Origin of the sequence: Arenibacter antarcticus (genome assembly GCF_041320605.1) — a bacterium.
In the GTDB taxonomy this organism is placed as follows: Bacteria; Bacteroidota; Bacteroidia; order Flavobacteriales; family Flavobacteriaceae; genus Arenibacter; species Arenibacter antarcticus.
In genome coordinates this window covers 20,383-34,114 of the sequence record NZ_CP166679.1, presented here as the reverse complement: position 1 = coordinate 34,114, position 13,732 = coordinate 20,383, and the positions used below count along the sequence as shown (strand labels likewise).

General features: G+C 44.4%; 6 protein-coding genes, 2 tRNA genes and 3 rRNA genes. 9 read left to right on the top strand and 2 right to left on the bottom strand.

Features of this window, described 5'->3' with window-relative positions; genetic code table 11:
* The first annotated feature begins 6 nt into the window (after positions 1–6).
* The 3 genes from KCTC52924_RS00155 to hisS all read left to right on the top strand — a co-directional run bounded on the left by KCTC52924_RS00155 (position 7) and on the right by hisS (position 5,287).
* Positions 7–3,186 (top strand): carboxypeptidase regulatory-like domain-containing protein, encoded by a 3,180-nt coding sequence (locus tag KCTC52924_RS00155; RefSeq protein WP_251808782.1) that lies wholly within the window; start codon positions 7–9, stop codon positions 3,184–3,186.
* 189 nt (positions 3,187–3,375) lie between these two features.
* On the top strand, positions 3,376–3,846 hold the full coding sequence (locus KCTC52924_RS00150; RefSeq protein ID WP_251808783.1) for a DUF6495 family protein: 471 nt from the start codon (positions 3,376–3,378) through the stop codon (positions 3,844–3,846).
* Between the two features lie 64 nt (positions 3,847–3,910).
* Entirely contained in the window at positions 3,911–5,287 is a 1,377-nt protein-coding gene (gene hisS / locus KCTC52924_RS00145) for a histidine--tRNA ligase (protein WP_251808784.1), read from the top strand.
* Here the strand turns inward: hisS and KCTC52924_RS00140 are convergent.
* Positions 5,282–5,830, bottom strand: a complete 549-nt coding sequence (locus tag KCTC52924_RS00140; RefSeq protein WP_251808785.1) for an NUDIX domain-containing protein — start codon at positions 5,828–5,830, stop codon at positions 5,282–5,284. The genes hisS and KCTC52924_RS00140 overlap by 6 nt on opposite strands.
* 79 nt (positions 5,831–5,909) lie before the next feature.
* On the bottom strand, positions 5,910–6,998 hold the full coding sequence (locus KCTC52924_RS00135; RefSeq protein WP_251808786.1) for a M42 family metallopeptidase: 1,089 nt from the start codon (positions 6,996–6,998) through the stop codon (positions 5,910–5,912).
* A 116-nt stretch (positions 6,999–7,114) separates the two neighbouring features.
* Between KCTC52924_RS00135 and KCTC52924_RS00130 the strand changes: the two genes are divergently transcribed.
* From KCTC52924_RS00130 to rrf, 6 genes are all read left to right on the top strand, one after another.
* Entirely contained in the window at positions 7,115–7,789 is a 675-nt protein-coding gene (locus KCTC52924_RS00130) for a DUF4294 domain-containing protein (protein ID WP_251808787.1), read from the top strand.
* A 557-nt stretch (positions 7,790–8,346) separates the two neighbouring features.
* Positions 8,347–9,864 (top strand): 16S ribosomal RNA (locus KCTC52924_RS00125).
* 78 nt (positions 9,865–9,942) lie between these two features.
* Positions 9,943–10,016: transfer RNA gene (locus KCTC52924_RS00120), tRNA-Ile, on the top strand.
* A gap of 261 nt (positions 10,017–10,277) precedes the next feature.
* Positions 10,278–10,354, top strand: a tRNA-Ala gene (locus KCTC52924_RS00115).
* Positions 10,355–10,580: 226 nt separating this feature from the next.
* Positions 10,581–13,416, top strand: a 23S ribosomal RNA gene (locus KCTC52924_RS00110).
* 176 nt (positions 13,417–13,592) lie between these two features.
* Positions 13,593–13,704: ribosomal RNA gene (gene rrf / locus KCTC52924_RS00105) — 5S ribosomal RNA — on the top strand.
* Together the 16S, 23S and 5S rRNA genes with 2 tRNA genes alongside form the textbook arrangement of a ribosomal RNA operon.
* Positions 13,705–13,732 lie beyond the last annotated feature (28 nt).

The following is a 13,732-nucleotide window of genomic DNA, read 5'->3' as shown; positions in this document are numbered from 1 at the left end:
CTGGTTATGAAACTTTCTATTAAAAGAAAACTACTGTTGACCACAGCTTTTGTCTACGGTAGCCTACTGTTATCTGCACAGGTTACAACCTCTAATATCCGCGGTTTAGTATTGGACGATTCCAATGAACCGTTATTTGGTGCCAATATTGTGGCTCTACATACGCCCACCGGAACAAGATTCGGCACCATAACCAATGAAGACGGTAGGTTTAATCTTTTAAACCTAAGGGTGGGAGGGCCATACGAAGTAACCATTTCCTATATTGGCTTTAAGACTCAGACCGATAACGATATTTTCCTTACCCTTGGTAAAACACAAAACTTAGAAGTTGTTTTGGTTACAGATAGTCAGGCCCTGCAAGAGGTGATCGTAGTATCCGATCGTGCCGGCGGAACCTTTGGTAGCGATAGGACCGGGGCCGAGACCAGCGTAGGTAGTCGCGAACTTACCAGACTGCCCACTATTTCAAGATCAGCTTCAGATTTCACTAGATTGGAACCTACTGCCAGTGGTAATTCCTTTGGTGGGCGTAATGATCAGTACAATAATTTTTCGTTGGATGGGGCTATTTTTAACAATCCCTTTGGTTTGGATGCTCCTACTCCTGGGGGCCAAACGGACGCCCAACCTATTTCCTTGGATGCCATTGATCAGATTCAGGTGGCTACCGCACCCTATGATGTAACCCAATCTGGTTTCACCGGTGCCTCTATAAATGCAGTAACCAAAAGTGGTACCAATGAATTTCATGGGACTGCCTACGGATTTTATAGAAACGAGGATTTAACGGGTGGTAAAGTAAGGGGAGAAGAAGTAGTAAAGCCTGCCCTTAAACAAAATCAATACGGTTTTAGTCTTGGAGGACCTATAGTTAAGAATAAATTGTTCTTTTTTATGAATTTTGAAAAGGACGAAAGAGATGATTTAGGGACCAATGGATGGGTGCCCAATAACGGGTCAGGAGCTATCAATGAATCTAGGGTTAAGGAAAGTGATCTAATGGCGGTGCAATCTGCCTTATCTGCATTGGGTTATGATACCGGGAGTTATGAAGGTTTTACTTTTGGTGCCAAATCCACTAAAGGGATTTTTAAGTTGGATTGGAATATAAATGATAGTAATCGGTTGGCGTTGATTTACAATTTCTTGGATGCGTCCAAGGAAAAACCGGCACATCCTACTGCAATTGCATCACGTGGACCTAATTTCGCCACCTTGCAATTTCGGAATTCTGGATATGAGATCAATAATAAATTGAATTCACTTCAATTGGAGTTAAACTCTAGCCTATCCGATGAAGCTACTAATAAATTACAAGTTGGGTATTCCCATTTTGACGATTTTAGAAACCCTTTTTCCAAGCCAGCTCCTGTAATCACAATACAGGATGGTAACGGTTCCAATTATATTATTGCAGGACATGAGCCGTTCTCCATCAATAATCAATTGGATCAACAAGTATTTCAGTTGACCAATAACCTAAGCTTTTTTAAAGGTAACCATACCTATACCGTTGGATTTTCCTTTGAAAAATTTGAATTCAAAAACTCTTTCAACCTTACCAATTACGAATCTTTTAATTTTGGGATTTTTCCTTATTATGGATTGTTTAATCCGTATCCAAGTGTTCAGGAATTTTTAGACAATGCACAAGCTGGTGGGGTAGTGGAAAAGTATTTAGCTGCTACACAGAACGAGTTTAGTACCAGCAATGCCGCTGGGGTAGGAGAGGATGGGGGCTGGAAATTGTCGGAACTCAATGTTGGGCAAATGGCATTTTACATACAAGATGAATGGAATGCTACTGAGAATTTTAAGCTTACCTATGGTATTAGGGCAGACAGACCCCTATATTTTAATACGTCCAAATTAATTCAGAAATTCATCAATACGGAAAATGGAGCCGTTAGGGATAATTCCGTTCCCTATTTCAACCCCAATACAGGCGATGAGGTTTTTTTAAACTCTACCACGATGCCGACCAATGAGTGGTTAATATCCCCTCGATTAGGATTTAATTGGGATGTGAAAGATGATAGATCTACCCAGTTTAGGGGTGGAACCGGGGTTTTTACCGGTAGGTTGCCCTTTGTTTGGTTGGGGAATCAGGTAAGCGGAGCTGATGATGGCTTTTTTCAAGTAGTGGATCCAGACTTTAAGTTTCCACAAGTTTGGCGGACTAATTTGGGATTGGATAAAAGATTTGGTATCGGTATTATCGGAACGCTTGATGTCTCCTATACCAAGGATATAAACGCTGCTCACGTTCAAAATTGGGGGCTTAGAAATCCTAGCGGAACCTTAAACGCTCCTGGCGACAATAGACCAGTGTATGCAGCGGCCGATAAGGAGAATAATGCCTATGTATTTACCAACTCGGATAAGGGTAGAATCTGGAATGTCGCATTAAAAGCGCAAAAAACCTTTTCTTCCGGATTTTATACCAGTTTGGCCTACAGTTACCTTAATGCAAAGGATGTAAATTCTATTGAAGCCGAGATTACCGGAGATGCCTTCGATTTTAATCCCAATCTAGGGAATGCGAATAAGGATGTATTGGCCTATTCAAAATATGGAGATACCCATCGCTTTATCGGCGTGGCGTCTAGGCAGTTCAAATATGGAGGGGAAACTTGGGCAACTACCCTCTCTACCTTTTTTGAATATGCACAAGGAGGTAGGTATAATTATACGTATGCCGGAAATATTAATGGGGATAGTTCTTCGCAAAACAATGACTTGCTATACATTCCAACCAGTTCCGAAGTGAACCTGATGCAGTTTTCCGGAGTAGGGCAGGCGGAGGCTTTTGAAGCCTATATACAACAGGACAATTATTTAAAGGATCACCGAGGGGAATATATGGAACGTTATGGGGCCCTTGCGCCATGGAGAGGTCGTTGGGATCTAAAATTATTGCAGGATTACAACTTTAAGGTGGCTGGGGATAAAACTAACACTATTCAGTTTAGTATAGATGTGCTCAATGTAGGAAACCTTATAAATTCCGATTGGGGAATAATTCAACAGCCCAATAACATTAGTCCGATAGGGGTAACAGTAGATCCAGGCACCAACACGCCAACCTATACTTTTGATAATACGGTTGTAAAAACCTATGGGTATGATGCCAGCTTGCTTTCTAGATGGCAGGCACAAGTAGGCTTGCGCTATATATTTTAATATTTAAATCCCCCTGCTATATAAGTGTTGTGCAGCTTTATTAAGAAATTTTTTATTTAAGGGTTAAAAGGCTGTGCAAATCGCGCAGCCTTCTTATTTTTGCAAATTATTAAGTGCTTCCTCTAATTTTGGGGAGACGGTATACAACAGCGGGATTAAAAGGTAACGCCCAATGTAAAATTGATGACAATGAAATACACAAGACTAACCAAGGAACAACTGGAGGAACTGAAACAAGAGTTTATAAATTTTTTGGCTACCCAATCCATTACTGGAACCGAATGGGAGAAGATAAAGAAGGAGAAACCTGAAGTAGCGGAAGAAGAATTGGATGTTTTTAGCGACCTTATCTGGGAAGGTGTATTGTCTAAAGTGCAGTTTCTTGAAAATGTATCTGCTCAAAACATGCATTTTTTTCACTTGCAGGAAAAGGAAATGAAGCTTATATCGGTAAAAGTGATGAATCCTGATATCGATTTAAGGACCAAAGAAGGCTTTGCATGGTTCAAGAAAAATTATCAATCCGATTTTGTGGATTATTTAACCGCTTCCAAAGCGTATTCGGAAGATAAAAATTTAGACAAGTTTAATTTAATAAAACAGGGAGCTGTGATTACCAAGGGTGAGCTATACCAATGGTTTGATGATTTAATAGGTTGATTTTGATTATATCCCCCTAGTTAAGCTTGCACTAACTTCTATATTTACAACAGAATTAAAAACAATGGCACAAAAACCATCTATACCTAAAGGAACAAGGGATTTTTCCCCATCCGAAGTCAATAAGAGAAATTATATTTTTGATTTGATCAAAAAGCATTTCCAAACCTTTGGTTTTCAACCTATAGAAACTCCCTCCTTTGAAAACTCGGAAACCCTAATGGGGAAATACGGCGATGAAGGAGACCGATTAATTTTTAAGATTCTCAATTCTGGGGATTTCTTGAATAAGGTTGGCGATGATTTATATGCTGGGAAGGACTCAAGTGCTATTACTTCAAAAATTTCCGAAAAGGCACTTCGCTATGATCTTACTGTGCCCTTTGCCCGTTATGTGGTAATGCACCAAAATGAGATCAGCTTTCCTTTTAAAAGATATCAGATCCAGCCCGTATGGCGGGCCGATAGGCCACAAAAAGGTAGGTTTCGTGAATTTTTCCAGTGCGATGCCGATGTAGTAGGGTCCAATTCGTTGTTGCAGGAGGTAGAACTGGTGCAGTTGTACGATGCGGTTTTTACGGATTTGAAGTTGGAAGGAGTAACCATAAAGCTGAACAATAGAAAGATATTAGCAGGAATCGCAGAGGTTATTGGGGAACGCGATAAATTGATTGATTTTACCGTTGCTTTGGATAAATTGGACAAAATTGGGATAGAGGGCGTTTCTAAGGAAATGCGAGAAAAAGGTATTTCCGATACGGCCATTGAAAAAGCGGCTCCCTTATTTTCACTTACAGGAACCAATTTGGAGCAGCTTGCAATTCTAGGTAATCTATTAAATGAATCAGAAGAGGGGAGTAAAGGGGTAGCAGAACTGACTTTTATTGTTGAAACATTGGAAGAATTAGGATTGCAATCTGCCAATTTAAAGATCGATGTTACCTTGGCAAGGGGTCTTAATTATTATACAGGGGCCATATTTGAAGTTGCCGCTCCTGAAGGGGTTAGTATGGGCTCTATCGGTGGCGGTGGTCGGTATGATGATCTTACCGGAATCTTTGGTCTTAAGGAGGTTAGTGGGGTAGGAATATCCTTCGGTTTGGACCGTATTTATTTGGTGCTGGAGGAACTGGAGCTTTTTCCAGAGGCAATTGACCAATCCTTACAAGTGCTCTGTGTTAATTTTGGGGAAAAGGAAGCATTGGCCTCCTTGAAACTTGTTAATCTTCTTAGGAAGGCTGGAATTAAAAGTGATCTTTATCCATCAAGTGCCAAAATGCAGAAACAAATGAAATATGCCAATAATAGGGAAGTTCCTTATGTGGTGTTAATCGGGGAGCAGGAATTGACCAATAATTCGTTTGTGGTCAAGGATATGGTCCAAGGAGGTCAGGAAACATATAACTTGGATAGGCCAGAGGAGTTTTTTAACAAGTTATAACCTCGTTTGTATAGCATTTAGAACAAAGTCATAGTATTCCATTTCGTAAGGAACGTATTTTCTGGAAATCACATTGCTTTCCAATTCCTTACGGAAGGTAGGAATAGAAATTAGGCCAAGGTCGTCTACTTCGCTTTCTTGCCTTTTAAGTGCTGAAAAGGGTACTTTCAATTCACTTAAAAAAGTATGGTGGAATTCGCAGTCCAATAAATCCTTGCGATGCAGGTAGCTGTATTTAAATACTCCTATTTTTTGTAATTCCTTTTCTAAGAGGTCAACTCCTATCTCCTCCTTTACTTCCCTGATGGCTGAATCCACTATATCCTCACCCGCGCCAATATGTCCGGCTACCGAAACATCCCAAAGTCCAGGGTGGGTGTCTTTATTTCTGGCTCGTTGTTGAATTAGCACCTCCGTATTTTTGGTATATAGCCATACATGGATACTAGGGTGAAATAACCCCTTTTTGTGAGCTTCGGATCTCATGGTCGTTTTACCGGTGTAATTACCTTGAGCATCCAATATGTCTATTAATTCATCCATATGATGTTATATTTCAGATGTTAGGAAGTTGGTTTTAAACTAAAAAATCCTCCCTTTTGGGGGAGGATTTAGAAAAAGACTATTCAAAATAGCTAAAGGTTTCCCCTTCTTTTATGTTTAATAAACATTCGTAAATCAATCGAATTACATTTTCAACATCATCTTTATGTACTGTTTCTACGGTGGTGTGCATATATCTTAGCGGTAGGGATATTAAAGCCGAAGCCACCCCGCCGTTACTATAGGCAAAGGCATCCGTGTCCGTGCCGGTATATCTTGAAGAGGCCATCCGTTGAAATGGAATCTTGTTGGCTTCAGCAGTCTCAATGATTCGTTCCCGAAGTTTGTTTTGTACCGCAGGGGCATAAGAAATCACAGGACCTGCACCAATTTCAGTATGGCCTTGTTTCTTTTTCTCGATCATGGGTGTTGTGGTGTCGTGACACACATCGGTTACAATGGCAATGTTAGGCTTAATGGTATGGGTAATCATTTCGGCACCTCGGAGTCCAATTTCCTCCTGTACGGAATTGGTAATATACAGTCCAAAAGGCAATACCTTTTTGTTTTCATGCAATAACCTTGCAACTTCTGCGATCATAAAACCACCGATTCGATTGTCTATTGCACGACAGACAAACTTATCTTCATTCAGAATGTGAAATTGGTCTGGATAGGTAATGACGCAACCTACATGTACTCCTAATTTCTCCACTTCGGCCTTGTCCTTGGCGCCCACGTCTATAAATATATTGTCCAATTTTGGAGGTTCCTCCTTAGAGCTGTCTCTGGTGTGGATGGCAGGCCATCCAAATACCCCTTTCACAATCCCTTTTTTGGTGTGAATGTTCACCCATTTGGAAGGTGCAATCTGATGGTCGCTACCACCGTTTCGGATTACATATATAAGTCCATTGTCTGTAATGTAGTTAACATACCAAGAAATCTCATCGGAATGCCCTTCAATAACTACCTTGTATTTTGCATCCGGATTTATCACTCCTACTGCGGTGCCATAGGTGTCGGTGATGAAAGTATCTACATAAGGTTTTATATAATCCATCCATAATTTCTGTCCTTCCCATTCATAGCCGGTGGGGGAAGCGTTATTTAGGTATTTTTCTAAAAAATCGGTCGATTTTTTGGTAAGAATCTTCTTTGTGCTCATTTACATGTATTTTAAATACAAACTTAACGATATTCACTTTTATTTAATAATAACCTGACAGCTTTATCGTTAATTTTGGCAAGGCTTTTGAGATTTTAGATACGATGAAACAAAAAATGTTAGTATTGTTATGTGTGTTGTTAGGGTTTATGGGGTTTTCCCAGGTTCCCGAAGAACCTTTAGATTCCCTTTCCCAACATTATATTATTATGGAGGGGGATTCTGTAATGCAAAGTTCAATAGCCTTAAATGAAGTATTTATATTCGGAAAGCTTAAATTCTCTTCCTATAATGATAAGCTGCGCTATTATATTTTGAGGCGTAAGACAATTAAGGTATACCCATATGCTAAATTGGCTGCAGAAAGGCTGGTGGAATTGAACGATAGTTTGGTGTACATTAAAAAGAATAGACATAAGAGAAAATTTACCCGCAATGTTCAAAAGTTTATCGAGGATGAGTTTTCTGAGGAATTAAAAAAGCTGACACGTACCGAAGGACAGATATTGGTAAAATTGATTTATAGGCAAACGGGGACGACCGCTTTTGATCTTGTAAAGGAATTGCGCAGTGGATGGCGCGCGTTCTGGTATAATACCACGGCGAAAATGTTCAGTATAAGTATAAAGGAAGAGTTTCATCCAGATGCAATTCATGAGGATTATTTAATAGAGGATATTTTGCAACGAGCTTTTGCCGATTTCAGTTTGGAAAGACAGCCCTCTGTGCTGGAGTTTGATTATGCCACCCTGAGTAATATTTGGAAAGACAAGGCTCAAACTAAGGAGTAGTAGGGAATAGATTTTATGAATACATTGTATTGGGGTATTCTTGCAGGATTGGGTTTGCAAGGGGTATTTTGATCTAGAAATCATTTCATTTTGTAAATTAATCAAAAAGTGTTATCTTGTTCTTCCTTTTTCGATCAGGCAAAAACCTGTTTTACAGTCTTTTGTGTTGTGGTATTAAAAAAAGGCAAAAAACTTATTAAAAAAGCTTGTGGGATTTAAAAAGGGGTGGTAGATTTGCACCCCGCAAACGAAGCGAAAGTGAGTGAGCGGCAGGTGAGCAGATCACCACGTTATTTGAAATTCCTGATTCGAAGTTGCCGAGTAAAAAAAGAAATTAATTTTTCTCAAAAAAAAGCTTGTCAATTTAAAAAAGGGTTGTACATTTGCAGCCGCTTACGGAAACGGAGTGAAGGAAAATAAAGAGATTAAAAGTTCTTGGACATATTGTAAAGACAGCGTATCATGATCTGGCGACAGATTGTGATACAGAAAAGAAAACCGAAAATACGGGCCGGGCATTCTACTCCTGATGGTTGATCGAAGTAATTTAAGAATCAACGATGAAGAGTTTGATCCTGGCTCAGGATGAACGCTAGCGGCAGGCCTAACACATGCAAGTCGAGGGGTAACAGGGAGCTTGCTCCGCTGACGACCGGCGCACGGGTGAGTAACGCGTATAGAATCTGCCCTTCACTGGGGAATAGCCCGAAGAAATTTGGATTAATGCCCCATGGTCCCTTAGTATGGCATCATATTAAGGGTAAAGATCACGGTGGAGGATGACTATGCGTCCCATTAGTTAGTTGGTAGGGTAACGGCCTACCAAGACTGCGATGGGTAGGGGCCCTGAGAGGGGGATCCCCCACACTGGTACTGAGACACGGACCAGACTCCTACGGGAGGCAGCAGTGAGGAATATTGGACAATGGGCGAGAGCCTGATCCAGCCATGCCGCGTGCAGGAAGACGGTCCTATGGATTGTAAACTGCTTTTGTACGGGAAGAACAAGGGGCACGAGTGCCCCTCTGACGGTACCGTAAGAATAAGGATCGGCTAACTCCGTGCCAGCAGCCGCGGTAATACGGAGGATCCAAGCGTTATCCGGAATCATTGGGTTTAAAGGGTCCGTAGGCGGGCCATTAAGTCAGGGGTGAAAGTCTGCAGCTCAACTGTAGAATTGCCCTTGATACTGGTGGTCTTGAGTTATAGTGAAGTAACTAGAATATGTGGTGTAGCGGTGAAATGCATAGATATCACATAGAATACCGATTGCGAAGGCAGGTTACTAACTATATACTGACGCTGATGGACGAAAGCGTGGGGAGCGAACAGGATTAGATACCCTGGTAGTCCACGCCGTAAACGATGGATACTAGCTGTCCGGCAGCAATGCTGGGTGGCCAAGCGAAAGTGATAAGTATCCCACCTGGGGAGTACGTCCGCAAGGATGAAACTCAAAGGAATTGACGGGGGCCCGCACAAGCGGTGGAGCATGTGGTTTAATTCGATGATACGCGAGGAACCTTACCAGGGCTTAAATGTGGTCTGACAGCTTTAGAGATAGAGTTTCCTTCGGGCAGATCACAAGGTGCTGCATGGTTGTCGTCAGCTCGTGCCGTGAGGTGTCAGGTTAAGTCCTATAACGAGCGCAACCCCTGCCGTTAGTTGCCAGCATGTAATGATGGGGACTCTAACGGGACTGCCGGTGCAAACCGCGAGGAAGGTGGGGATGACGTCAAATCATCACGGCCCTTACGTCCTGGGCCACACACGTGCTACAATGGCCGGTACAGAGAGCAGCCATGCCGCAAGGCAGAGCGAATCTATAAAACCGGTCACAGTTCGGATCGGGGTCTGCAACTCGACCCCGTGAAGCTGGAATCGCTAGTAATCGGATATCAGCCATGATCCGGTGAATACGTTCCCGGGCCTTGTACACACCGCCCGTCAAGCCATGGAAGCTGGGAGTGCCTGAAGTCCGTCACCGTAAGGAGCGGCCTAGGGCAAGATCGGTAACTAGGGCTAAGTCGTAACAAGGTAGCCGTACCGGAAGGTGCGGCTGGAACACCTCCTTTCTAGAGTATTTGCCATTGGGAGTAGGGCGCAAGCGCCCGTTTATTCGGTTTTCTGTTTTTACATATACTAATATAGTGAGTCTCATAGCTCAGCTGGTTAGAGCGCTACACTGATAATGTAGAGGTCGGCAGTTCGAGTCTGCCTGAGACTACAAATTACAACGTAGGCGAGGTGCGGACAAGAAGTTCATGCTGCTGTAAGCAGTAAGTCTGCCTGAGACTACAAATTACAACGTAGGCGAGGTGCGGACAAGAAGTTCATGCTGCTGTAAGCAGTAAGTCTGCCTGAGACTACAAATTACAATTTTGTTCTTCGGGACACACGTTCATTGATTGAAAGTATTGAATTAGGAAATTCTAGAAGTTGGGAAACCTGACGACTGTAAAGTGGCATCTGCCGACTTATAGAACACGGGGGATTAGCTCAGCTGGCTAGAGCGCCTGCCTTGCACGCAGGAGGTCATCGGTTCGACTCCGATATTCTCCACCAAAACGCCAAAGGTGCAAACCTATGGCAGAGAACGGCAAGTTCTTGGTCTTTTTTTTTAGACCATGGGCGAACTGTTGGAAAGTTCATTGACATATTGGGACAGGGTGCGCAACAGATTCAGGTCTTTGCGTACACTGAAAAAGAAACACAAAAGTAAAGTAAAGTACAAGTACAAGAGTGTCCCCTAAGGCAGCCGCCAAGGGGGGCGTATAATATAAAAGGTCTGGCGACAAGCTAGATAAGGGCGTATGGGGAATGCCTAGGCTCTCAGAGGCGATGAAGGACGCGATAAGCTGCGAAAAGCTGCGGGGATCGGCACACACGATATGATCCGCAGGTATCCGAATGGGGCAACCCACCATATTGAAGATATGGTACTCCGCAAGGAGGGCAAACCCGGTGAACTGAAACATCTAAGTAGCCGGAGGAGAAGAAAACAAAAGTGATTCCGTAAGTAGTGGCGAGCGAAAGCGGATTAGTCCAAACCGATGTTGTTCCGGCAATATCGGGGTTGTAGGACCGCGACATTTAATGTGTAATGAATCAGAATCCTTTGGAAAGAGGAACCATAGAGGGTGATAGTCCCGTAAGAGCAAAGAGCATAATTGATAGCGGTATCCTGAGTAGCGCGGGGCACGTGAAACCCTGTGTGAATCCGGCGGGACCATCCGCCAAGACTAAATACTCCTGAGAGACCGATAGTGAACCAGTACCGTGAGGGAAAGGTGAAAAGAACCCTGAACAAGGGAGTGAAAAAGATCCTGAAACCATACGCCTACAAGCGGTCGGAGCCCCTTCGTGGGGTGACGGCGTGCCTTTTGCATAATGAGCCTACGAGTTACTTTTACTGGCAAGGTTAAGCACTTCAGGTGCGGATCCGTAGCGAAAGCGAGTCTGAATAGGGCGCCATAGTCAGTAGTAGTAGACGCGAAACCGTGTGATCTACCCATGGGCAGGTTGAAGCAGTGGTAACACACTGTGGAGGACCGAACCCGTTGACGTTGAAAAGTCTTGGGATGACCTGTGGGTAGGGGTGAAAGGCCAATCAAACTCGGAAATAGCTCGTACTCCCCGAAATGCATTTAGGTGCAGCGTATACATAGTTTTATAGAGGTAGAGCTACTGATTGGATGCGGGGGCTTCACCGCCTACCAATTCCTGACAAACTCCGAATGCTATAAAATGTTTGTGTGCAGTGAGGGCATGGGTGCTAAGGTCCATGTCCGAGAGGGAAAGAACCCAGATCACCAGCTAAGGTCCCCAAGTATATACTAAGTTGATATAACGCGGTGGAACTGCATTGACAGCCAGGATGTTGGCTTGGAAGCAGCCATTCATTTAAAGAGTGCGTAACAGCTCACTGGTCGAGCGGTTCCGCATGGATAATAATCGGGCATAAGTATATCACCGAAGCTGTGACTTCCATTAATTTGGAGGGGTAGGGGAGCATTCCAGGGGTGTTGAAGCGGATCTGTAAGGCTCCGTGGAACGCCTGGAAACGAAAATGTAGGCATAAGTAACGATAATGCGGGCGAGAAACCCGCACGCCGAAAGACCAAGGTTTCCCCAGCTATGCTAATCAGCTGGGGGTCAGTCGGGACCTAACGCGAACCCGAAGGGGGTAGTGGATGGACAACAGATTAATATTTCTGTACCTGCTCACATTAAAAGTGACGGGGATGTGGCGTTGGTGCGTACTGACGGAATAGTACGTTGAAGGGAGCGGTAACGCCCCGATAGTACACCGAGGCTTCGGCCAAGGTGATAATCCAGCTTAACATCCTCCGAGAAAACCAAGTGAAGCAGCCCGTACCGCAAACCGACACAGGTGGTTGGGATGAGTATTCTAAGGCGCTCGAGAGATTCATGGCTAAGGAACTAGGCAAAATAGACGCGTAACTTCGGGAGAAGCGTCGCCCCCCTCCGGGGGGGCCGCAGTGAAAGAGTCCAGGCGACTGTTTATCAAAAACACAGGGCTCTGCAAAATCGAAAGATGAAGTATAGGGCCTGACACCTGCCCGGTGCTGGAAGGTTAAGAGGAGATGTCATTCCTTCGGGGAGAAGCATTGAATTGAAGCCCCAGTAAACGGCGGCCGTAACTATAACGGTCCTAAGGTAGCGAAATTCCTTGTCGGGTAAGTTCCGACCTGCACGAATGGTGCAACGATCTGGACACTGTCTCGGCCATGAGCTCGGTGAAATTGTAGTATCGGTGAAGATGCCGGTTACCCGCAGTGGGACGAAAAGACCCCGTGCACCTTTACTATAGCTTCGTATTGACCTTGGGCAACCAATGTGTAGGATAGCTGGGAGACTTTGAAGCTGCGCCGCTAGGCGTGGTGGAGTCATTGTTGAAATACCAGCCTTTGTTTGTCCGGGGCCTAACTCCCTTATGGGAGGACAATGCGTGGTGGGTAGTTTGACTGGGGTGGTCGCCTCCAAAAGAGTAACGGAGGCTTCTAAAGGTGCCCTCAATACGGTTGGCAATCGTGTGCAGAGTGCAATGGCACAAGGGCGCTTGACTGAGAGACATACAGGTCGATCAGGTACGAAAGTAGAGCATAGTGATCCGGTGGTTCCGCATGGAAGGGCCATCGCTCAAAGGATAAAAGGTACGCCGGGGATAACAGGCTGATCTCCCCCAAGAGCTCATATCGACGGGGGGGTTTGGCACCTCGATGTCGGCTCGTCACATCCTGGGGCTGGAGAAGGTCCCAAGGGTTGGGCTGTTCGCCCATTAAAGTGGCACGCGAGCTGGGTTCAGAACGTCGTGAGACAGTTCGGTCTCTATCTACTGTGGGCGTTAGAAATTTGAGTGGACCTGACCCTAGTACGAGAGGACCGGGTCGGACTGACCGCTGGTGCACCAGTTGTTCCGCCAGGAGCATCGCTGGGTAGCTATGTCGGGATGGGATAAGCGCTGAAAGCATATAAGCGCGAAACCCGCCACAAGATGAGATTTCTTTAAAGGGCCGTGGGAGATGACCACGTTGATAGGCCATAGGTAGAAGTGCAGCAATGTACGTAGCCGAGTGGTACTAATTGCCCGTTGGCTTGCGCAAACGTCGCCCCGTGGGAAACTGCGGGGCGCAACAAACCTTTTTTTTTCAAGAACAAGTACCTTACCTTATATTTGCCGTTTCCAGTGTCATCCTGTCCCTTTAATATGTCAACGATATTGCGCCCTAGTGGCGCGGTGAACACCTCCCGTAATAGCGGGTTGTGCTAACCAACGATTTAAGGTGGCCATGGCGACGGGGCCCACCCCTTACCATTCCGAACAGGGAAGTTAAGCCCGTCTGCGCCGATGGTACTGCTACACTAAGTGGGAGAGTAGGCCGCTGCCTTTTTTTAAGAGTCCCTTCATGATTTCATGGA

Bases quoted from the DNA above. Each gene is read 5' to 3' on its own strand.
- KCTC52924_RS00140 (WP_251808785.1), bottom strand. From the start codon at position 5,830: ATGGATGAATTAATAGACATATTGGATGCTCAAGGTAATTACACCGGT.
- KCTC52924_RS00130 (WP_251808787.1), top strand. From the start codon at position 7,115: ATGTTAGTATTGTTATGTGTGTTGTTAGGGTTTATGGGGTTTTCCCAG.
- KCTC52924_RS00155 (WP_251808782.1), top strand. From the start codon at position 7: ATGAAACTTTCTATTAAAAGAAAACTACTGTTGACCACAGCTTTTGTC.
- KCTC52924_RS00150 (WP_251808783.1), top strand. From the start codon at position 3,376: ATGAAATACACAAGACTAACCAAGGAACAACTGGAGGAACTGAAACAA.
- KCTC52924_RS00135 (WP_251808786.1), bottom strand. From the start codon at position 6,998: ATGAGCACAAAGAAGATTCTTACCAAAAAATCGACCGATTTTTTAGAA.
- hisS (WP_251808784.1), top strand. From the start codon at position 3,911: ATGGCACAAAAACCATCTATACCTAAAGGAACAAGGGATTTTTCCCCA.